The sequence below is a fragment of the Sinomonas atrocyanea genome, assembly GCF_030812675.1.
Lineage (GTDB): Bacteria > Actinomycetota > Actinomycetes > Actinomycetales > Micrococcaceae > Sinomonas > Sinomonas atrocyanea_B.
The window spans coordinates 669580-689269 of sequence record NZ_JAUSTE010000001.1 but is presented as its reverse complement, the minus strand read 5'-3'; the positions used below and the strand labels follow the sequence as shown (position 1 = coordinate 689269).

Genomic DNA, 19690 nt, shown 5'->3' with positions numbered 1-19690 from the left:
CGGCGCGAGGGAATACCGGCCGGTAGCCCCGCGTTGGCGCCGGGTATGAAGGCCATCGCATACGACCGTTTCGGATCCTCTGACGTCCTCGCGCTCCAAGAGCTCCCCGACCCGCACCCGGGCTCGGACTCCGTGCTCGTGCAGGTGAAGGCCGCGAGCCTGAACCCCGTGGACTACAAGGCCCGCGAGGGCTACCTGCAGGGAGTGATCGACACCGTCTTCCCGGCGGTCCCCGGCTGGGACGTGGCGGGCGTGATCGTCAAGGCCGGCCTCGACACCCCCGAGTTCGAGGTCGGGGACGAGATCCTCGCCTATGCCCGCAAGGACGTCATCTCGGGTGGCACCGTCGCGGAGCTCGTCGAGGTCCCCGTGCGGACCGCCGCGCGCAAGCCCGAGGGCCTCAGCTTCGAGGACGCGGCCGCGCTCCCGCTCGCGGGCCTCACCGCCCTGCAGACCGTGCGCCGGGCCGGGGTCTCCGCCGGCTCGACCGTGCTCATCCACGCGGCCGCCGGCGGCGTGGGGTCCTACGCGACCCAGCTGGCCGTCCTCGCCGGCGCCCGCGTGGTGGGGACCGCGTCGGAGGGCAACCACGAGTACCTGCGCTCGCTCGGCGCCGAGCCCGTCGCGTACGGCGACAGCCTGGTCGAGGCGGCGCGCGGCCTCGCCCCGGAGGGCTTCGACCACATCCTCGACTTCGTGGGGAACGGCGCCCTGGACACCGTCCCGCAGCTGCTGCGCGCGGGCGGGACCGTCGCCTCCATCACCGACCCCGCGGCCCGCGACGAGTACGGCGGCCACTACATCTGGGTCCGCCCGAACCCGGAGGACCTCGCCGAGCTGGCCCAGCTCGCCGCGGACGGCAGGCTCAAGGTCGAGGTCGCGGACGTCGTGGAGCTCGCCCAGGCTGCCGACGCCTACCGGACGCTCGAGGGCGGCCACGTGCGGGGCAAGCTCGTGGTCCGCCCCTGACGCAGCGCTGCCTGCCCGACGCACGGCGGCGCCGCTCACCGTGGAAGGCGAGCGGCGCCGTCGTGCGTCCTCCGGTGGCGTGGAGAGGCTTCGGAGCCGCTCCACGACTGCCCGGGTCAGGACTTGAGCTTGGGCTTCACGTCCTTGTCGTAGATGCCCTGCAGCGTCTTCTTGAGGTCGCCCATGGTGGACTTCACGTCGGCCTGCTGGGTGACGATCTTCGCGACCGCCTTGGCCATCTCCTGGTCCGCGCCCGGCAGGAACACGCGCGCGTTGTCCTGGACCTTGGTCACGGCGAGCTGGTCGATCGCGGTCTGGATCTGGGGCGTCTTGGCCAGCACGGCGGTCATGTCCGCCGACTTGTTGACCGGCATGTAGCCGGTGGCCCCGGAGAAGGCCGCGGCGTTCTCGGGCTGGCCCACGAACTTGATGAACATGGCCGCGGCGAGCTGCTGCTCCTTGGAGATCCCGGAGGGGATGCCCAGGCCAGCGCCGCCCGTGGGGCACACCGGCTTGGTCGCCTTCGGGCCGCCGGGGAGGAAGCCGACGCCCACGTTGAACTTGGCCGTCTTGAGCACGCCCACGAGGGAGCCCGTCGAGGAGATGGTGGCGGACGCGATGCCTCCGCCGAAGTCCGCCGAGGAGTCCTTCGAGGACACGCCCGCCCACTTGTCCTTGTACACCGAGTCCTGCACCCACTGCATCGCGGCGACGGCATCGTCCGAGTCGCAGGTGATGTCCCAGCCCTTGGACCAGCCCGAGCCCCAGCCCCAGAGGTTGTTCTGCAGGGTCCAGCCCGCGTAGTCGGCCAGCGCCGGGTACATGTACGCGTACTGGGCGCCCGAGGCCGCCTTGATCTTCGAGGCCCAGTCGCCGAACTCGGACCACGTGGCCGGGGCGCGGTCGGGCAGGCCGGCGGCCTTGAAGTGGTCCTTGTTGTAGTAGAACAGGGGGGTGGAGCGGGCGTACGGCATGGCCCACTGCTTGTTCGCGTACTGGTAGTCCTGCACGAGCGAGTCGCGGTAGTCGCTGAGCTTGATGTCCAGCTGCTTGATCGCGGAGTCCATGGGGATGATGTTGCCGTTGATGTAATAGCGGAACCACCACACGTCCGAGAGCAGCACGACGCCCGGCAGGCCCGAGTTGGCGGCCTGCGCGGTCTGGAACTTCTGGGCGATCTCCTCGTAGTTCGCCCCGGCCGTGACGAGGTTGACCTTGATGCCCGGGTTCGCTGCCTCGAACTTCGCCACGAGCTGCTTCTCGATGTCCTCGGACTTGCCCGGGTGGCTGGACCAGAAGTCGATCGAGGCCGCCGGCTTGACGTCCTTGAAGTCGATGTCCGCGACCGCGGAGGTCGCGCTGCTGCCGGAGGTGTCGGGGCCGCCGCACGCGGCGAGGGCCGCCACGGACGCGCTCGCGCCGGCGAGGCCGAGGAAGTGCCGACGGTCGAGTCGGAGTGCCATTGCTGTGCCTTTCGTAGGTGCTTGAGAGTGGTGGAGCTTCTGGCTAGCCGGTGACGGAGCCCTGGGTGAGGCCGGCCACGATGTAGCGCTGGAGCATGGCGAAGACGATCAGGACGGGCACGATCACGAGCACCGCGCCGGCCATGAGGATGCCCCACGACCCGGTGCCGCTCTCCGAGTTCTGCAGGAGCGTCAGGCCCACCGGCAGCGTCATGACCTCGGGCTTGTCCGTGATGATGAGCGGCCAGATGTAGTCGTTCCACTCCGAGACGATGGTCACGAGGGCCACCGTGGCGATCGAGGGGACCGAGACCGGCACCACGATGCTCCAGAGCCGCTTCCAGTGGCCCGCGCCGTCGATCTCGGCGGCCTCGAGGATCGAGGCGGGCAGGGTCATGAAGTGCTGGCGCAGGAGGAAGGTGCCGAACGCCGTGCCGAGGCCCGGCAGGATGATGCCCCAGAGGGTGTTCTTCCCGCCGATGCTCGCGATGAGCACGTAGTTGGGCAGGATCGAGACCTGCGAGGGCACCATGAGCGCCACCAGGATGAGGATGAACACGATGTTCTTGAACGGGAAGCGCACGAACACGAGCGCGTACGCCGTCATGATCGCCAGGGTCACCTTCACGACCGCGCCGACCGCCGTGACGATCGTGGAGTTGAGGAAGAACCGCGCGAACGGGACCGTGGTCATGGCCGTGTTGTAGTTGTCGAGGTTGATGGACTGGGGGAGGACCTTCAGGTCCGTCGTGACGATCTCGCCGGGGCTCTTGAACGAGCTCACGACCATCCACAGCAGGGGCAGCGCCACGATGAGCGTGGCGATGACCAGCGGAACGTAGCCGCCGGCGATCGTCCGGATGAGGTTCTGGGACGAGAACGGGCGCGGGCGCTCGGGCTGGCCGGCGGTCTCCGTGACGGTGACGGGTGCGGGGGCGGTCATGCGTAGTGCACCTTCCTCTCGACGAAGCGGATCTGCACGACCGTGATGACGAGCAGGATCACGAAGAGGATCACCGAGATCGCCGCCGAGTACCCGGCCCGGTTGTAGGAGCCGAACGCCTGCATGTAGGCCTCGTAGATGAGCGTGCTCGTGCCGTTGCCGAGCGGGGTCATGATGCGGATGAGGTCGAACGCCTGCAGGCTCGACAGGATCGTGGTGATGAGCAGGAAGAACGTGGTGGGGGAGAGCAGGGGCAGGCTGATGCTCAGGAAGCGGCGGGTGGCCCCGGCGCCGTCGATCGCGGCGGCCTCCATGACGTCGGCCGGGAGGGACTGCAGGCCCGCGAGGTACACGACCGCGCAGTAGCCGAGGTTCTTCCAGATGTACACGATGATCACCATGGTCAGCGCGAGCTGGGGGTCGTTGAACCACTGCGGGCTCGCGACGCCGAAGGTGCGGAGGAACCACGCGAGGGCGCCGTAGCCGGGATCGAAGATGAACATCCACACGAGGCCTACGCCCACGCCCGAGAGGACGTAGGGGGCGAAGACGGCCGAGCGGGCGAACGTGGTGCCGCGGACCTTCGCGTTCAGCGCGAGCGCCACGAGGAGGCCCAGCACCATGGACAGGCCCACGGTGAGGACGGTGAAGATCGCGGTGGTGCCGAGCACGCGCGGGGCGTCGTCGCTGCCGAAGAACGTCGCGTAGTTCTCGAAGCCGATGTTCCTCGCCGTCTTGGACCCGAGGGTCCAGTCGAGGAACGAGTACTGAAGGTTCGCGAACAGGGGCCGGTAGGTGAACACGGCGATGAGGATCAGGTTCGGCAGCGCGAACGCGAGGAAGACGAAGAAATCGCGGCGGCTGCGGCCGGAGAAGCGCGAGCGCTTGCGCTCGGGCCGGGAAGTGGAGGAGGCGCCCTGGTGACGCTCCAAGGTCGACTCGCTCATGGATGAATCCTGCAAGCGGGATGGGACATTGACAAGCATTCCTTCAAGATCTGGGGTATGGGCGTGAAACCCCCGCGTAGTAGTGGACCACGGGCCGGCGGCGGCTCCGGCCGGAATCCGCCCCGCCCCCGGGCGAATTCCGTCCCGCGTATCCAAGAGTTCACACTGCGTTAGCGTAATGAGTGGGACACACCACACCCAAGGGCCGCGCCGGGAGTGTGGCCCGCGCTGTTGAGCCGGGGCAGGGGCCAGCGTTGAATGGGGCCTATGGGTTCCCTTCTCGATGTTCCCGGCCTCCGGGTCGGCCATGCCCAGCGCTCGGAGGACGGGTGGCTGAGCGGAGTGACCGCCGTCGTGCTCCCTCCCGGCAGTGCCGGCGGGGTCGATGTCCGCGGCGGCGGCCCGGGCACGATCGAGACCGACGCCCTCGACCCGTCCACCCTCGTGCAGACCGTGGACGGGATCGCCCTGTGCGGCGGAAGCGCGTACGGCCTCGCCGCAGCGGGCGGCGTGCAGCTGTGGCTCGAGCAGCAGGGACAGGGGCACCCCGTGGTGGGCGGGGTGGTGCCGATCGTGGCCGGTGCGGTGATCTTCGACCTCGGCCGCGGCGGGGACTTCGGCGCCCGGCCGGACGCGGCGATGGGCTTCGAGGCGGCGGCCGCGTGCGTGGGCCTCGAGGACGCGCCCGACGGCGGGCTCCGCGGCTGCGTCGGCGCCGGGACCGGGGCGGCGGTGGGCCGCGCCATGTACAAGGGCGGGGTGGGGATGGCGTCGGTGAAGGTGCCCGGCGGGGCCGTGCCCGGGCCGCCCGGCGGCGCCCCGGTGGTCCTGCCCGAGGGGATCGTGGTCGGTGCGCTCGCCGTGGTCAACGCAGCCGGGGTGCCGGTCTTCCCAGGAGCCGCAGGGGCCGGCGAGCTCGGGGACACCGAGGGCGAGGCGGAGATAGCCCAGGAGGCGGCCGCGGCCGGAGAGGGCGGTGGCGCGCGGGGATCCGTCGCTCCGGACGCGCTCAACACGACCCTCGTGGTGGTGGCGACGAACGCGTCCCTCACTCCGGCCGAGTGCAAGCGCCTGGCCACCGCGGCGCACGCCGGGCTGGCCCGCGCCCTGGACCCGAGCCACACGCTCGTGGACGGGGACACCGTCTTCGGGCTGTCGACTCGGGCGGTCGAGTTCGACCGCTCCTCGGAGGCGGGGCGCGTCGTCGGCCTCATGTCGGTGCAGGTGGCGGCGGCCAACGCGGTCCGGGAGGCCATCCTCGACGGGGTCCGCTCGGCGACGCCGGTGACCACGCCGGCGGGGACGTGGGAGCGCTTCCCCGTGCCGTGAGGTGCACCTCTGGGCCGGCCGCGCCCCCGCCCGATTGACTGGGAGCAGGGATCCGGGCCGGGAGAGGGGATGGAAGCGATGGTCGAGAACCTCGTGAAGACGATGGAGATCAACGCGCCGGTGGACACGGTCTTCACCTTCCTCAGCGACCCGACGCGGTGGATGCTCGCGTTCCCCGGCGACAGCGAGGTCACGGACGTCCTTATCACCCCGGACGGAGTCGGCACGTCGGCGAAATGGGCGGCGAAGATCTTCGGCGTCCACATGTCCGTCACCCACGAGTACCGGGAGGTGGTCCACAACCAGCGGATCGTCTCGAAGGCCACGGCCGGCCCGGTCCTCACCTTCTCCCTCGCGCCCCAGGGCGCCGGAACCGTGCTGAGTGTCGAGCAGGGCTTGGACATCGAGACCCCGCTTGTACGGGTCCCGCTCCAGGCGCTCTTCACCCGGTGGGCCGAGGACGACATCGAGGGCCTCGTCGCCAACATCAAGAGCCTCGTGGAGACCGGCCAGAAGACGGTCCTCGAACCCGAGAAGAGGCTCGCCCACACGCTGACCTGGTCCGGCGCCGTCAGCATCCACGCCCCGGTGGAGCGCGTGTTCGACCTCGTCAAGGACCCGGCCGTGTGGCTGGGGCCGGATGTGCGGATCTCTGACCTCCGCGTCGCGCCGGAGGGCGTCGGAACAACCTTCGAGGCGTCGTGGCGTGTCCTGGGCATCCCGCTCCGGACCACCCACGAGTACACCGAGTTCGTCCCGCATGACCACTTCACCTCGAAGGCCGCGCTGGGTCCGGTCTTCGTGGTCGCCGTCGCTCCGGAGGACGGCGGCACCCGCCTGAGCATGCGCTCGGACGTGGTGCCCGCGAACTGGGCGGACGCCGCGGTCGACTCACTGGTCATCAAGATGTCGGAGGGCAGCCAGGAGGAGCTGCTGGCCGGCATCAAGGCCAAGGCAGAGGCCGGGGCCGGGCTGTAGGCGGCGCGTCAGTAGACGGGAAGGTTGCCCTGGGCCAAGCGGGCGGCGACGACCGCCCCGACGCGGGCCACCATCTGCTCCGTCCGATGGACCACCTCGCCGTAGCTCACCCGGAGTGTCGCGAAGCCGCGGGCCTGGGCGGCCCCGTCGCGCAGGTAGTCGCTGTACCGGCTCTCCGGCTGCTGGTGGGTCTTGCCGTCGACCTCGAGATCGAGGCAGCGCTCGACGATGTGGTCCATCGACCCCACGCCGTCCACCGCGACCTGCGGCTCGACCAGGAATCCAGCCCTCCGCAGGTGCTCCCGGGCCAGGGTCTCCGCGAGTGAGTCGGCGCCGCGGTCCACCATGGCCAGGACCGCGCGGGCCGGCCCGTTGCGCGGCCCGGTGAGCAGGCTCTCGAGCAGCTCGCGTGACAGCCCCTTCTGCAGGGCAGATTCGACAATGACCAGCGACTCCATCTCCGGCAGGCAGTGCAACGCGTGCATTGCGGTGTCGAGGATCGAGGTGGTCCGGCTCCGCGGGCTCGCAGGCGCCCACGAACCCCGGTGTACCACGGCCCGGTCTGAGGCCAGCCTGCCGTCCGGCCTCAGAAGGTGGACCTCTCTGTGGTCCTCGAGCACCCAGAGCCCCTGCCGCCGCGCCGCCGAGACGCACGTGAGCAGCGAGTTGGTGGCCAGGCAGCGGACCAGTAGCGGATCGGCGTCGTGCAGCGCGACGATGCCCCGCGCCGGGCGGAGCACGCTCCCGTCGCGGAACGCCGAGGCCAGGGCGCCACGGCTCACGCCCGCCGCGAGCAGCTCGGAGCGGCGCGCCACTCCCTCGTGGGCGCGGAGGGCATCGACGACTCGGTCCATGCTCGATCGTCGCCGGGCGGCCAAGGAAAGTGGCCCGGGCTCGGGCGGTATGTGGAAACAATGGCCCTCTGGCCGGCCCGAGCGTCTGAAGTCCTTCCCACCTTTGCTGCAGCCGTCCCCGGCTTTGGGGCTTGTGCCGGGCGGATCCGGCAGGAGAAGGCCGGTCTCTGCGGGCCTTCCCACCGTCGGTGCCGGCCAGCACGGCCAAAGCAGGGGAGGAGCGCTACCGAGGGTGGGGAGGAGTGCGCAGAAGGGCGGGGAGGGGGGCGGACAGCCGGACCAAGGGCAGGAAACGCGGACCCGTCCGGGGGCGGGGTGGGCACGGCGTGTACTATGGGCGGATTTAACTTCCGCGGCCACGTGGCGTACAGTTGTGTGTTGGCTGTCGGCCCTCCCATGCCCATTTGGAGCGTGCGGGCCCGCCAGTCGTCAAACCATACACGTCCGCCGGGGGCCCATTGCGCCCGGCGGCAGAGAAAGTTAGCGGAGGCTATGGCCAAGAAGGACGGTGTCATCGAGATCGAGGGCGTCGTGACTGAAGCGCTGCCCAACGCGATGTTCCGCGTTGAGCTGACGAACAAGCACGTCGTTCTCGCTCACATCTCTGGCAAGATGCGCCAGCACTACATCCGCATCCTCCCGGAGGATCGCGTCGTGGTGGAGCTCAGCCCGTACGACCTGACCCGCGGCCGGATCGTCTACCGCTACAAGTAAGCAGCCGCGCCCGGGGGCACCCGGGCGTCAATGCTGACCACCTGCAGAACACGCAAAGGACACAGCCATGAAGGTCAAGCCGAGCGTCAAGCAGATCTGCGACAAGTGCAAGGTGATCCGCCGCAATGGGCGGGTCATGGTGATCTGCGAGAACCCGCGCCACAAGCAGCGCCAGGGCTGATCCCCTCCCGCGAGGGAGAGGATCAGGCCGGGCAACGCCCACGCAATAACTAGAGAAGGCAGCACAAGCTGCGCTGGGACGAATGGGCCCGGACAGCTGACCCCCGGCCCGGAGGCTGGGGCCGCTCGAGAACGGAGCGGGTGTCCTGCCTACGACCTCCGGATAGCACAAGGAGAACCGCCGATATGGCTCGTCTCGCTGGCGTTGACATTCCCCGCGAAAAGCGGCTGGAAATCGCGCTCACTTACATCTACGGCGTGGGTCGCACCCGTGCGAAGGAAACGCTCGCTGCCACGGGCATCAGCGCGGATGTCCGGGTCAAGGACCTGACGGACGCTGAGCTGGTCCAGCTGCGTGACTACATCGAGGGCAACTACAAGGTTGAGGGTGACCTCCGCCGCGAGGTGGCCGCCGACATCCGCCGCAAGGTCGAGATCGGCAGCTACGAGGGTCTGCGCCACCGCCGGGGCCTGCCGGTCCGCGGCCAGCGCACCAAGACCAACGCTCGTACCCGCAAGGGCCCGAAGCGCACCGTCGCAGGCAAGAAGAAGGCCGGCCGCTGATAGCGGTCACCCAAAACTTTAGGTAGGAGAAGCTACATGCCCCCAAAGACTCGTGCGACGTCGGTCCGCAAGCCGCGCCGCAAGGACAAGAAGAACATCGCGCTCGGTCAGGCGCACATCAAGAGCACCTTCAACAACACCATCGTGTCCATCACGGACCCGTCCGGTGCTGTGATCTCCTGGGCTTCCGCCGGTGAGGTCGGCTTCAAGGGCTCGCGCAAGTCCACCCCGTACGCCGCGCAGCAGGCCGCCGAGTCCGCCGCGAAGCGTGCCCAGGAGCACGGCCTCCGCAAGGTCGACGTGTTCGTGAAGGGCCCGGGCTCGGGCCGCGAGACCGCCATCCGCGCGCTGCAGGCCGCTGGCCTCGAGGTCGGGTCCATCCAGGACGTGACCCCGAGCGCGCACAACGGCTGCCGCCCGCCGAAGCGCCGCCGCGTCTAACAGGTTGCCGGGGCCGGCGGGGCCGGTCCGCCCGAGGCGAGCCCACGGCGTCGTGCGTCACAGACAACGCACGACGGCGCGGCTCGCCTCCCGCGGCCTGCCCCGCCCGGCTTCATTACTTAGTTCAGACCTTTCCATCCATCTGTGTTGCGTCATATAGCGGATGCTTCCTGAAAGGAAAACCCAGTGCTCATTGCACAGCGCCCCACCCTGTCTGAAGAAGTAGTATCCGAGAACCGCTCCCGCTTCGTCATCGAGCCGCTGGAGCCGGGCTTCGGCTACACCCTCGGCAACTCGCTGCGCCGCACCCTGCTGTCCTCGATCCCGGGGGCTGCCGTCACCAGCATCCGGATTGACGGCGTGCTGCACGAATTCACCACGGTTGAGGGGGTCAAGGAGGATGTCACCGAGATCATCCTGAACCTCAAGAGCCTCTCGATCTCCTCCGACCAGGACGAGCCCGTCGTCGCGTACCTGCGCAAGCAGGGCCCCGGCGTCGTGACGGCCGCGGACATCGCCCCGCCGGCCGGCGTGGAGATCCACAACCCGGATCTGCACATCGCCACCCTGAACTCCAAGGGCAAGTTCGAGCTCGAGCTGACCATCGAGCGTGGCCGCGGGTACGTCTCCGCGGCGCAGAACAAGTCCGCGGACGCGGAGATCGGCCGGATCCCGGTCGACTCGATCTACTCCCCGGTGCTGAAGGTGACCTTCCGCGTCGAGGCGACCCGTGTCGAGCAGCGCACCGACTTCGACAAGCTCATCGTCGACGTGGAGACGAAGCCGGCCATCAAGCCGCGCGACGCCGTCGCGTCGGCCGGCACCACGCTCGTGGAGCTGTTCGGCCTCGCCCGCGAGCTGAACACCGCCGCCGAGGGCATCGAGATCGGCCCGTCCCCGACGGACGCCGCGCTCGCTGCGGACATGGCCCTGCCGATCGAGGACCTGGACCTCACCGTCCGTTCGTACAACTGCCTCAAGCGCGAGGGCATCCACACGGTGGGTGAGCTCGTGGCCCGTTCCGAGGCGGACCTGATGGACATCCGCAACTTCGGTGCCAAGTCGATCGACGAGGTCAAGGCCAAGCTCCTCGAGCTGGGCCTCTCGCTCAAGGATTCGCCGGTCGGGTTCGATCCCCTCGCTGCGCGCGCTGCCGCGGGCGACGAGGACGATGCCGCGTACAGCGACGACGAGCTCTAAGAAGAATTTGCCCGCCGCCGGTGAGAGCCGGCAGCGGTCCACAACAGGAGAAACGACATGCCTGCACCCACCAAGGGTCCGCGTCTGGGCGGTGGCCCGGCGCACGAGCGCCTCATGCTCAACAACCTCGCCGCTGCGCTCTTCGAGCACAAGCGCATCACCACGACCGTGACGAAGGCCAAGCGCCTCCGCCCGGTCGCCGAGCGTCTCATCACGTTCGCGAAGCGCGGCGACCTCGCCTCGCGCCGCCGTGTCCAGGCGGCCATCTCGGCTCGCACGAACACCAACAAGGGCATCATCCACGAGCTCTTCACCGAGATCGCCCCCCAGCTGTCGGAGCGCAACGGTGGCTACACCCGCATCACCAAGATCGGCAACCGCAAGGGCGACAACGCCCCCATGGCTGTCATCGAGCTCGTGCTCGAGCCGGTCTCGGCGAAGCAGGCTGTGGTGAAGGAGGCCGAGAAGGCCGCCGAGAAGAGCGCGCCGAAGGCCGACGCCACCGTCGAGGCCCCGGCCGAGGAGACCGCCGCCGAGGAGACCGCTGCTGAGGCTCCCGCCGAGGCAGAGGTCACCGAGGCTCCGGCCGAGGACGCCGCCGAGGCTCCCGCTGAGGAGAAGGCCGACGACGCCAAGTAGTCGCCTTCCAGCCGTCCCGCACCGCCGGGGCGTCTGATCCGCTCAGGGCCCCCGTTCCCCCTCCAGGGAACGGGGGCCCTGCTGCGTCCCGGGCCGGACGGCTGGGATGGTGAGGCGGGGACGGCGAGGCTGGGGAGGGGCCTAGCTGGGCCCGGCCATGGGGAGGACGAGCGAGAAGACGCTGCCGGAGCCGGGCTCGCTCTGGACCTCGAGCCGGCCGCCGTGGCGCTCGGCGACCATCCGTGTGAAGGACAGCCCGAGGCCCACCCCCGGGATGTCGAGGTCCCGGGCGGCGTCGGTGCGGAAGAACCGGTCGAAGATATGCGGGCGGTCGTCGGCGGAGATGCCGATGCCGGTGTCGGCGACCTCGACCGTGGCCCAGCCGCAGGCCGCGGCCGCGCGGAGGGTGACCACGCCGCCGTCGGGGGAGTATTTGACGGCGTTGGAGAGCAGGTTGTCGGCGGCCTGCCCGATGCGCAGCGGGTCCGCCTGCACCCACAGGTTCGGGGGGAGGTCGACGACGAGGCGCACCCGCGCGTCGTCGGCCGCCGTCTGCACGGCCTCGGCGCGGGCGGCGAGCACCGCGGAGAGATCGATCCGAGTGGGCCTGATCGGGAGGGTGACCTCGGAGGAGGCCATGAGGTCGCGGGCGAGCTCGATGAGACGCTCGGCGTTGCCCTGCGCAATCTCCAGCCGGCCCCGCGCCGCGGCGGGGAGCTCGGCCTCGAGCGCGAGGTCGAGGTTGCCGAGCACGGAGGTGAGGGGGGTGCGGAACTCGTGGGCCACCGTGCGCACGAGCTCGGCCTTGTCCTCGGCCGTCTGGGCCAGTTGGGTGACGTCGGTGTAGGAGACGACCGCGCCCCCACGGTCGCCGTCGACCGGCCGCGCGACGACTTGGAGGGCCCGGGCGCGGGGCCCCCAGCCGAGCCACACCATCTCGCCGTCGATCGCCTCGCCGCGGGCGGCGCGGTGGAGGACCCGGCGGTCGGGGTCGACGCGCGCGCGGCGGTCCTTCGTGAACACGGGGAAGGCGCGGTCGGCGATGTCGAAGTCGGCAGGGGACTCCCAGCCCACCCCTTCGAGCAGGGATCGGAAGGCTTCGTTCCAGCGCACCGGCCGTCCGCCGGCGTCCACGGCGACGATCCCCACGCTCGCGGCGTCGAGGATCGTGCCCAGGAGGGCCTCCTTCTCCATGGCGTCCTCGAGCAGCTGCTTGAGCTTGGCCTGGTGCGCGCGCAGCTGCCGCTCCTGCAGGCGCAGGCCCGCTCCGGCGGCGCGGATCGCAACCGCGACCGTGAGCATGAGGAGCGGCAGCAGGAGGGCATCGGTGAAGGCGGCGTGGCCGGCCGCGCCGGGCGCCAGCAGCGTGGGCAGCGTGATGAGGAGCGGGCCGAGGAGGGCCGTGGACAGGGCGATGCGCGCCGAGAGCGCCGAGCCGGCGATCCAGATCACCGGGAACACGGCGAGGGCGCCGGTGCCGGTGAGCGCCCCGTGCGGGCCGCCGTTGCGCAGCAGCCACACGGAGACGAGGTCGAGGGCCGGGATCCAGAGGGCCGCGCCGGCGCCCAGCTGCTCCCATGGCAGAACCAGGCACAGGACTGCCGCCACCATCTGCGCGAGGATGCCGGCGGCGAACAGCGGGGCGGCGGCGGCGTCGGCCCAGGCGCTGGGCGCGGCGAGGGCGATGACGGCCACGGCCACGGTGAGCGGCAGCTGGCACAGCAGCACGCGCGTGCGCGCCCCGATCCGGTCCACATAGCGGAGGACCTTGCTGGCAGTGGCCAGCTCCTTGACAGACACGATCCCTCCCGGATACGTGAGACGTCCCCCTTCACTTATTTATCACGCATGACGGATACTGTGACATCGGAGCATCGTGTCGATGACACTTTTGTCGCTTCCCGGTCGTATGGAGGGTCACTGTGAACGGTCTGGGTATTGCGCTGGTGGTGGAGGATGACGAGGATGTGCGCGGCCTCCTCGAGGATGTGCTGGGTCACGCGGGGTTCGACGTGCGGACGGCCTCGACGGGACGGGAGGGCGCCGAATTGGCCCGTACCGAGCACCCCACCGTGGTCACGCTCGACGTGGGGCTGCCGGACATCGACGGCTTCGAGGTCCTCCGGCGGATCCGCGGGGCGAGCGACGCCTACGTGGTGATGGTCTCCGGCCGCGACGAGGAGCCCGACGCCCTCTTCGCGCTCCAGTCCGGGGCGGACGACTACCTCACCAAGCCGTTCCGTCCGCGCGAGCTGCGCGCCCGCATCGGTGCGATGCTGCGCCGCCCCCGGGCGGGGCACTCAGGGCACGTTGCCGCGCCGTTCACGGACCCGCGGTCAGCCCAGACGGCCCACGCCCATGGGTGGGTGCCCCGGCCCGAGGCTGCGCCGAGGCAGCAGGACCCCGTCCGGCCCTACCCCGCGCCGACGCCGCCCCAGCCCGGCGACCGCCTGCTGCGCAACGGCGCCCTGGCCTTGGACCCGAACACCCGCACGGCCTCCGTGGCGGGGACGGAGCTCGAGCTCACGCGCAGCGAGTTCGACCTGCTGCACGTACTCTTGCGCGCCGGCGGCCGGGTGCTGACCCGGGCGGAGCTCGTCCGGGTGGCCCGCGGAGACAGGTTCCGCGACGACGCCTACGTCAGCGAGGCGGACGAGCGCGCGGTCGAGGTCCACATCGGGAACCTGCGCCGCAAGCTCGGCGACGACCCCCGAGCGCCGCGCTGGCTCCTGACCGTCCGGGGCGTGGGCTACCGGCTGCGGCCGGCCGGCTGAGTGCGCTGACCGCGCGCGGCGGCTGCGGCGGCCGGCTCGGTGGGGAGCCCGCGGGCCAGGACCACGGCGGTAACGTCCCCGCACGCAAGGGCCTGCGGCAGCAGTGGCCTCGCGGCCCGGGTACCGTCCGCCCGCACACGCCCCACGATGCGGTCCGCGGCGTCGGCGAGGCGCACCGCCCCGGCCATGGACGCCGCGGTGCGCAGGCTCAGGGCGGCGTCGACCGCGGCGGCGGTGTCCCCGAGGGTGAGGGCCGCGGCGAGCCGCGCGCGGCGCTGCGGCCACAGACGCACGACGCCGCGTGCGAACCTCGCGGCGGCGGGCTCGCCGATCTCGGCGGCGAGTCGCCGGAGGACAGTGGGGTCGATGAGAGGAAGGCTCAATGTGACCCCTGGAAGGTGGCGATGGCATTGATGACCGCGGGCCCGAGGATCGCGATGAACAGCACGGGGAAGATAAAGAACAGCAGGGGGAAGAGGACCTTCACGGGCAGCTTCATGGCCTGCTGCTCGGCGCGCTGGCGGCGCTTGACGCGCATGGCCTTGGCCTGGACCCGGAGCACCTGGGAGATGGCGATCCCGTAGGCGTCGGCCTGCACCACGGCCTGGACGAAACTGCGGACCTCGGGGACGGTGCTCCGCTCGGCGAGCCCGAGATACGCGGCGCGGCGGGTGCGGCCCACCTGCATGTCCTGCAGCGTGCGGGAGAGCTCCTGCGCGAACGGCCCACGGCCTGTGGCGGCGGCGCGGGACACGGCGGCCTCGAAGCCGAGGCCGGCCTCGACCGAGATGAGGAGCTGGTCGAGCGTATTCGGCAGCTCGCGCTGGATCGCCGTCTGCCTCTCGAGCCCGCGGCTGTAGAGAAGAAGGTCGGGGACTGCGTAGCCGAAGACGGGCAGGAACACCGCGACGAGCCGGATCATCGGCTGCGGGCTGCCGGAGAGCATGAGGACCGACACCGCGAGGCCCGCACCGGCCAGCGCAGGCTTCGCGGCGAGCAGCCGGCCCAGCGGGAGTGAAGAGGGGCGCCCGGCCCGTGCGAGCAGGGAGTCGAGCCGGCGGATGTAGGAGGCGGGGGTGATTCGGCGGCCGAGGGCCTCGAGTGCCCCCGAGAGCCCCGCCTTCTGTGCCGCCGCGGGGTCGGCGGCCAAGCCGCGGGAGAGGTTGGCCTGCACGGCGCGCATCTCGCCCCTGTCGGTGGAGAGCACGCTCCATAGCAGGGCAGCGACGGGGAGGGCCACGAGCGCCGCGGCCAGGAGCGGGACGGTCACAGGTCCTCCTAGAACTTGATATCGATGATCTTGCGTAGCCAGAGGCCGCCGATGGCCATGAGCACGACGGAGGCCCCGACCATGACCCAGCCGAGCACACTCGTGAACAGGGGCGTCATGTAACTCGGGTTGACGACCATGAGCATCGCCACGATGCCCACGGGCAGCGCCATGAGGATGTAGGCGGAGAACTTGCCCTCGGCGGCGAGCGCCGCGATGTGTCCCTTGATCTCCCCGCGCTCGCGGATGGTCTCGTTGACCTGGTCGAGGACCTCCGCGAGGTTCCCGCCGACCTCGCGGTTGATCTGGATCGCCTGGGCCACCCACACGAAGTCCTCGCTCGCCATCCGCACCGAGGTCTCCTCGAGCGAGGCGAGGAGATCCCGGCCCAGGGCGGTGTCCCGCACCACACGGCGCATCTCGTGCGCGGTGGGCTCGGGGCTCTCCGCCGCGGCGGCGTCGATCGCGCGCAGGATACTGTGCCCGGCGCGGAGACCGCCCGAGAGCAGATGGAGGGTGTCGCCGAGCTGGCCGTCGAACCGCTTCCGGCGCGCGGCGATCTTCGAGCGCACAACGACGCGCGGCAGCACGGGCGCGACGAGCGCCGCGAGGATGCCCAGCGGCAGCACTCCCGCGACGGCGCCGATCAGGAGTGCGGCCAGCATCGCGCCTCCGACAATGAGCACGAGGTCCGCCTGGCGGACGTTGAGGCCCGCCAGCTCGAGCTGCTCAGGGGAGACGAGGCGCACGCGGTGGCCGGTCAGCCACCCCTGGAGCGCATCGGCAGCCCCACGGCGGGCGCGGCCGAGCAGGGAGCCGCGCGACGCCGCCGTGGGCCGGCGGCGGCTGGCGGGCAGCGCGGGGCTGCCGGGCTGGAGGGCGATGATCGCGGCGGCGCCGCCCGCGCCGAGGATCAGGCCGCAACCGAGCATCAGCTCCACGGACCCTCCTTCGCGCCCGCTCCGGCGCCTGGTCCCATGACTTGGCCGAAGATGCCCGGCCGCACGTGCAGCCCGAGGTCCTCGAAGCGCTCGAGGAAGCGCGGCCGCACCCCGGTGGCGATGGGCCTTCCGAGGAACCGGCCGGAGGCGTCGACGCCGGCGGCGTAGTCGAACACGAAGGCGTCCTGGAGCGTCACGACGTCCCCCTCCATGCCCTGCACCTCGGTAACGTGAGTGATGCGGCGGGTGCCGTCGCGCAGACGGGAGATCTGCACGATGAGGTTGACCGCGGACGCGATCTGCTCCCGGATGGCGCGCAGGGGCAGGTCCATGCCGGCCATGAGCACGAGCGTCTCGAGTCGGGCAATTGCGTCCCGGGGCGAGTTGGAGTGCACGGTCGAGAGAGAGCCGTCGTGGCCGGTGTTCATGGCCTGGAGCATGTCCAGCGACTCGCCGCCGCGGACCTCGCCCACCACGATACGGTCGGGCCGCATACGCAGGGAGTTCCGGACGAGGTCGCGGATGGTCACCTCACCCTTGCCCTCGGTGTTGGGCGGCCGGCTCTCGAGCCGGACCACGTGCTCCTGCTGGATCTGCAGCTCCACGGCGTCCTCGATGGTCACGATCCGCTCCCCCTGGGGGATGAAGCCGGAGAGGACGTTGAGGAGCGTGGTTTTGCCGGTGCCGGTGCCGCCGGAAACGATCACGTTGAGCTTGGCCTCGACGCATGCTTGCAGCAGCTCAGCCATGTCCGGGGTGAGGGTGCCGAAGCCGATGAGGTCGCGCACAGTCAGCGGGGTCTTGCCGAACTTTCGGATGGTGAGCGAAGAGCCGCCCACCGCGAGCGGCGGGATGACGGCGTTCACGCGTGAGCCGTCGGCGAGACGAGCGTCCACGAGCGGCGAGGACTCGTCGATGCGCCGGCCCACGCGGGAGACGATCCGCTCGATCACCGCACGCAGCTGCTCCTCCGAGGTGAAGCGCAACTCGGAGAGGGTGAGGTGGCCCTTGCGCTCGATGTAGATCTGGTCGTGGCGGTTGACCATGATCTCGGTGACGGCGTCGTCGTCGAGGAGGCGCTGGAGCGGCCCGTAGCCCAGCACGTCATCCTCGACCTCGCGCAGGAGCCGCACACGCTCGGGGGCGCTGAGGGGCACAGGCTCCTCGTCGATGATGCGGGTGAGCTCCTCGCGGGCCGCGCTGCGGAGGTCGTCCTCGGTGGCCTCGGCGTCCCCGAAGCGCTGGCCCATGCGCTCGAACAAGGCCGTGGCGGCGCGCTGCTTGAGGCCGGTCAAGGCGTCCTGGGCCACGGTCGGGGCCGGGGCGGGGGCCGGGGAGCCTGAGGCCGCGGACGACGGCGCGGCGGCGGCGCGCGCGGACAGGCTCGCCCACGCGGACCCCGCCGCGACAGGGGCGGGCGGGGACGCGGCTACGGCAGTCTCCGTCGCGTCGGCGGGCGCCGAGTCCGCCGCGGGGATCTGGGCAAGGGCGAGGCCGGCGCCGTCGGCGAGGCTGATCCGCTCCGAGAGCTTCACGCGACCACCACCCGGCGGTGGGCCCGGCGGCGCGCGGCGGGCTTGGCCTTGGCAGAGGGGGAAATCCGCTCCACGACCTTTCCCAGCGCGGCGGTGGCGCCGTCCTTGCGGGTCGCCTGGAGCACGGGGATGCCGCGGTTGGTCGAGTAGGCCACGAGCTTGGAGCGCGGCACGCTCACGTCTACGGGCACGCCGACGGTGGCCTCGACGTCGCGGACGGTGAGCCCGGACTTCGCATCCGCCATGTTCAGCACGAGGTGGCGGACCTCCGGCAGGAGACCGAGGTGGCCGAGCACATCGAGGCTCGAGCGCAGCCCGCGCACGCCGGGGACGTCCATGCCGGTGACCCAGACGCCGTCGGTGCAGTGCTCAAGCGCGGAGAGGGTGCACTCGCCGAGGCCTGGGGCCGTGTCCACGATGACGTAGTCGAACTGGGCGGCGAGCTGACGCAGCAGGTGGCCGACCTTCTCCGGAGTGATCGCGTCCGCCTCGACCGGGCTCTTGGGCGCGCACAGCGCGTACAGCCCAGCGGGGTGGAGCGTGAGGAAGGCCTTGAGGACGAGTGCATCGCGGGCAGCGGCCGGGGAGACCGCGTCAGTGACGGTGTGCTCGGGGTCGAGGTCGAGGCCCGAGGCGACGTCGCCGAACTGCAGGTCGAGGTCCACGATCGCGACCCCCATCGGGGCGGCCTTGGCCAGGCCCACAGCGATGTTGGTCGCGAGGGTGGTCTTGCCCACCCCGCCCTTGGGGGAGAAGACGCCGATCACCCGGCCGCGCGGGCCGTCCCCGGGGTCGGGGGCACCGTCCGGGCCTGCGGGAGATACGGCGCGGCGGCGGCCCTCGGTGGCCTGGACCGAGCGCTGCAGCACGACGCGCAGCTGCTCGGGCCCGACCTCGGGGGAGACCACGTCGCGGATCCCGGCGCGCATCGCCTGGAGCATGAGCTCGGCGTCGGCGTCGGCGGCAAGGAGGACGGCAACTGCGGGGTAGCGGACATCGAACACGGTGGCGAGGCGCAGCGCGCCGTCGAGCGGGACGCCGGGGCCGAGCACGAGCGCGTCCGGCTGCGCGCCGCCGAGGCGCGCGAAGACCTGCTCCGGCTGCTCGGGGAGTTCCGCGGTAGCGACGGCGTGCACGGAGCCGGGGAGGGCGCCGTCGACCGCGGCACGCATCCGCTCGGCGAACTCGGGGCTCGGGGAGATCAGGACGAAGCCGCTCACTGGTAGACCTTTCCGCCGTCGATGGGCCCGGGCCCGGCTTGGGTGGCACCGGCGGGCTGCTTGCTGAGCCAGATCTTGCCGAACTCGCCCGCGAACACGATCCGCGATGCCTGGGCGGCGTTCGCGGCGACAGTGACGATGAGCGGAGTGGTCGGTGCGGACGTCGGCGACGCCGAGGAGTCCGAGGTCTTCCCCGCTTGCTGGACAGAGGTCACGAGCATCCCGGTCATCGACAGGTCCGTGCTCTGGGCTCCGGCGGACGTGCCGATCTTGTCGAAGGAGAGGAAGAGCCCCACGGTGTCCCCTGCGGCCAGGAGGCCGCCGACGGCGCGCTGCGGGTCAAGCTGGAAGGAGACCTCCTGGAGCCCGGCGGGGACGCGGACGGTTCCAGGCTTGACGAGGGACTGAGGGTCAGCGAGCCGCTCGGCAAGGAGCTGCTCGCCAGTCTGGAGGTCGGCCGTGGTGACCTTGCCCGCCGTCCCGTCGAGCGTGTGCAGCGCAGAGGGCGCGATCGCCTCGGCCGGGAGGGTGCGCGCCTGGATGAAGTCGGCGAGCTTGTCCGCTGCGGTGCCCGCCGGGACGGGCTTGACGACCACGAGCACCTGCGCCGGCTGCATACCCGCCATCGCGCGGGCATCGGCGCCCTGGGCGTAGGAGAGGACGAGGGCGATGCCGATGATGGCCGCGACGAGCGCGGCGGCGCCGGCGATGAGTCGTGACTTCATGCGG

Annotated in this window: 21 protein-coding genes; 10 read left to right on the top strand and 11 right to left on the bottom strand. The window is 71.0% G+C overall.

Features of this window, described 5'->3' with window-relative positions:
* Positions 1-45: 45 nt before the first annotated feature.
* A complete protein-coding gene (locus J2W20_RS03200) occupies positions 46-969 on the top strand; it encodes an NADP-dependent oxidoreductase (RefSeq protein WP_307004492.1) in 924 nt (307 codons plus the stop codon).
* Positions 970-1085: 116 nt separating this feature from the next.
* On the opposite strand, the gene J2W20_RS03195 is transcribed toward J2W20_RS03200, so the two are convergent.
* Genes J2W20_RS03195 through J2W20_RS03185 form a run of 3 tightly spaced genes read right to left on the bottom strand, consistent with a single transcriptional unit; the run spans position 1086 to position 4322 of the window.
* Positions 1086-2432 carry an ABC transporter substrate-binding protein gene (locus J2W20_RS03195; RefSeq protein ID WP_307004491.1) on the bottom strand — a complete coding sequence of 449 codons (1347 nt, stop codon included), beginning with the start codon at positions 2430-2432 and terminating at the stop codon, positions 1086-1088.
* A gap of 43 nt (positions 2433-2475) precedes the next feature.
* Positions 2476-3375 (bottom strand): carbohydrate ABC transporter permease, encoded by a 900-nt coding sequence (locus J2W20_RS03190; protein WP_307004488.1) that lies wholly within the window; start codon positions 3373-3375, stop codon positions 2476-2478.
* Positions 3372-4322, bottom strand: a complete 951-nt coding sequence (locus J2W20_RS03185) for a carbohydrate ABC transporter permease (protein WP_307004486.1) — start codon at positions 4320-4322, stop codon at positions 3372-3374. Before J2W20_RS03185 ends, J2W20_RS03190 begins: the two co-directional genes overlap by 4 nt.
* A gap of 267 nt (positions 4323-4589) precedes the next feature.
* Here J2W20_RS03185 and J2W20_RS03180 point away from each other — a divergent pair, with 267 nt between their 5' ends.
* Positions 4590-5651 carry a P1 family peptidase gene (locus tag J2W20_RS03180; RefSeq protein WP_307004485.1) on the top strand — a complete coding sequence of 354 codons (1062 nt, stop codon included), beginning with the start codon at positions 4590-4592 and terminating at the stop codon, positions 5649-5651.
* A gap of 69 nt (positions 5652-5720) precedes the next feature.
* Positions 5721-6629, top strand: coding sequence for an SRPBCC family protein (locus tag J2W20_RS03175; RefSeq protein ID WP_307004483.1), 909 nt, complete (start codon positions 5721-5723; stop codon positions 6627-6629).
* Positions 6630-6637: 8 nt separating this feature from the next.
* On the opposite strand, the gene J2W20_RS03170 is transcribed toward J2W20_RS03175, so the two are convergent.
* Positions 6638-7483, bottom strand: coding sequence for a type IV toxin-antitoxin system AbiEi family antitoxin domain-containing protein (locus J2W20_RS03170; RefSeq protein WP_307004481.1), 846 nt, complete (start codon positions 7481-7483; stop codon positions 6638-6640).
* Positions 7484-7975: 492 nt separating this feature from the next.
* Here J2W20_RS03170 and infA point away from each other — a divergent pair, with 492 nt between their 5' ends.
* The 6 genes from infA (at position 7976) to rplQ (ending at position 11221) form a co-directional block, all read left to right on the top strand.
* Positions 7976-8197 (top strand): translation initiation factor IF-1, encoded by a 222-nt coding sequence (gene infA / locus J2W20_RS03165; protein ID WP_011775571.1) that lies wholly within the window; start codon positions 7976-7978, stop codon positions 8195-8197.
* Between the two features lie 67 nt (positions 8198-8264).
* The gene (rpmJ, locus tag J2W20_RS03160; protein ID WP_011775570.1) at positions 8265-8378 is read left to right on the top strand and encodes a 50S ribosomal protein L36; all 114 of its coding nucleotides are present in this window, start codon (positions 8265-8267) and stop codon (positions 8376-8378) included.
* 185 nt (positions 8379-8563) lie between these two features.
* Entirely contained in the window at positions 8564-8941 is a 378-nt protein-coding gene (rpsM, locus tag J2W20_RS03155) for a 30S ribosomal protein S13 (protein ID WP_066499470.1), read from the top strand.
* A gap of 36 nt (positions 8942-8977) precedes the next feature.
* The gene (gene rpsK / locus J2W20_RS03150; protein ID WP_043120112.1) at positions 8978-9382 is read left to right on the top strand and encodes a 30S ribosomal protein S11; all 405 of its coding nucleotides are present in this window, start codon (positions 8978-8980) and stop codon (positions 9380-9382) included.
* Positions 9383-9568: 186 nt separating this feature from the next.
* Positions 9569-10582 carry a DNA-directed RNA polymerase subunit alpha gene (locus J2W20_RS03145; RefSeq protein ID WP_307004479.1) on the top strand — a complete coding sequence of 338 codons (1014 nt, stop codon included), beginning with the start codon at positions 9569-9571 and terminating at the stop codon, positions 10580-10582.
* A 57-nt stretch (positions 10583-10639) separates the two neighbouring features.
* Complete coding sequence (gene rplQ / locus J2W20_RS03140; RefSeq protein ID WP_307004477.1) at positions 10640-11221, top strand: 50S ribosomal protein L17; 582 nt, start codon at positions 10640-10642, stop codon at positions 11219-11221.
* A gap of 141 nt (positions 11222-11362) precedes the next feature.
* Here the strand turns inward: rplQ and J2W20_RS03135 are convergent, their stop codons facing one another.
* Positions 11363-13021 (bottom strand): sensor histidine kinase, encoded by a 1659-nt coding sequence (locus J2W20_RS03135; RefSeq protein ID WP_307004475.1) that lies wholly within the window; start codon positions 13019-13021, stop codon positions 11363-11365.
* 122 nt (positions 13022-13143) lie between these two features.
* Between J2W20_RS03135 and J2W20_RS03130 the strand changes: the two genes are divergently transcribed.
* Positions 13144-13995, top strand: a complete 852-nt coding sequence (locus tag J2W20_RS03130; RefSeq protein WP_307004473.1) for a response regulator transcription factor — start codon at positions 13144-13146, stop codon at positions 13993-13995.
* Here the strand turns inward: J2W20_RS03130 and J2W20_RS03125 are convergent.
* Genes J2W20_RS03125 through cpaB form a run of 6 tightly spaced genes read right to left on the bottom strand, consistent with a single transcriptional unit; the run spans position 13971 to position 19686 of the window.
* Entirely contained in the window at positions 13971-14378 is a 408-nt protein-coding gene (locus tag J2W20_RS03125) for a hypothetical protein (RefSeq protein WP_307004471.1), read from the bottom strand. The two genes, J2W20_RS03130 and J2W20_RS03125, sit on opposite strands and share 25 nt — an antisense overlap.
* Positions 14375-15265, bottom strand: coding sequence for a type II secretion system F family protein (locus tag J2W20_RS03120; protein ID WP_307004469.1), 891 nt, complete (start codon positions 15263-15265; stop codon positions 14375-14377). The genes J2W20_RS03125 and J2W20_RS03120 overlap by 4 nt, the downstream gene beginning before the upstream one ends.
* 8 nt (positions 15266-15273) lie before the next feature.
* Complete coding sequence (locus tag J2W20_RS03115) at positions 15274-16197, bottom strand: type II secretion system F family protein (RefSeq protein WP_307004723.1); 924 nt, start codon at positions 16195-16197, stop codon at positions 15274-15276.
* Complete coding sequence (locus tag J2W20_RS03110; protein ID WP_373457947.1) at positions 16197-17741, bottom strand: CpaF family protein; 1545 nt, start codon at positions 17739-17741, stop codon at positions 16197-16199. Before J2W20_RS03110 ends, J2W20_RS03115 begins: the two co-directional genes overlap by 1 nt.
* Complete coding sequence (locus tag J2W20_RS03105; RefSeq protein WP_307004468.1) at positions 17738-18961, bottom strand: AAA family ATPase; 1224 nt, start codon at positions 18959-18961, stop codon at positions 17738-17740. Before J2W20_RS03105 ends, J2W20_RS03110 begins: the two co-directional genes overlap by 4 nt.
* Positions 18958-19686 (bottom strand): Flp pilus assembly protein CpaB, encoded by a 729-nt coding sequence (cpaB, locus tag J2W20_RS03100; protein WP_307004466.1) that lies wholly within the window; start codon positions 19684-19686, stop codon positions 18958-18960. The genes J2W20_RS03105 and cpaB overlap by 4 nt, the downstream gene beginning before the upstream one ends.
* Positions 19687-19690 lie beyond the last annotated feature (4 nt).

Excerpts from the sequence above, each read along its gene's own strand:
- J2W20_RS03200 (WP_307004492.1), top strand. The coding sequence starts at position 46 with ATGAAGGCCATCGCATACGACCGTTTCGGATCCTCTGACGTCCTCGCG.
- J2W20_RS03195 (WP_307004491.1), bottom strand. The coding sequence starts at position 2,432 with ATGGCACTCCGACTCGACCGTCGGCACTTCCTCGGCCTCGCCGGCGCG.
- J2W20_RS03190 (WP_307004488.1), bottom strand. The coding sequence starts at position 3,375 with ATGACCGCCCCCGCACCCGTCACCGTCACGGAGACCGCCGGCCAGCCC.
- J2W20_RS03185 (WP_307004486.1), bottom strand. The coding sequence starts at position 4,322 with ATGAGCGAGTCGACCTTGGAGCGTCACCAGGGCGCCTCCTCCACTTCC.
- J2W20_RS03180 (WP_307004485.1), top strand. The coding sequence starts at position 4,590 with ATGGGTTCCCTTCTCGATGTTCCCGGCCTCCGGGTCGGCCATGCCCAG.
- J2W20_RS03175 (WP_307004483.1), top strand. The coding sequence starts at position 5,721 with ATGGAAGCGATGGTCGAGAACCTCGTGAAGACGATGGAGATCAACGCG.
- J2W20_RS03170 (WP_307004481.1), bottom strand. The coding sequence starts at position 7,483 with ATGGACCGAGTCGTCGATGCCCTCCGCGCCCACGAGGGAGTGGCGCGC.
- infA (WP_011775571.1), top strand. The coding sequence starts at position 7,976 with ATGGCCAAGAAGGACGGTGTCATCGAGATCGAGGGCGTCGTGACTGAA.
- rpmJ (WP_011775570.1), top strand. The coding sequence starts at position 8,265 with ATGAAGGTCAAGCCGAGCGTCAAGCAGATCTGCGACAAGTGCAAGGTG.
- rpsM (WP_066499470.1), top strand. The coding sequence starts at position 8,564 with ATGGCTCGTCTCGCTGGCGTTGACATTCCCCGCGAAAAGCGGCTGGAA.
- rpsK (WP_043120112.1), top strand. The coding sequence starts at position 8,978 with ATGCCCCCAAAGACTCGTGCGACGTCGGTCCGCAAGCCGCGCCGCAAG.
- rplQ (WP_307004477.1), top strand. The coding sequence starts at position 10,640 with ATGCCTGCACCCACCAAGGGTCCGCGTCTGGGCGGTGGCCCGGCGCAC.
- J2W20_RS03115 (WP_307004723.1), bottom strand. The coding sequence starts at position 16,197 with ATGCTCGGTTGCGGCCTGATCCTCGGCGCGGGCGGCGCCGCCGCGATC.
- cpaB (WP_307004466.1), bottom strand. The coding sequence starts at position 19,686 with ATGAAGTCACGACTCATCGCCGGCGCCGCCGCGCTCGTCGCGGCCATC.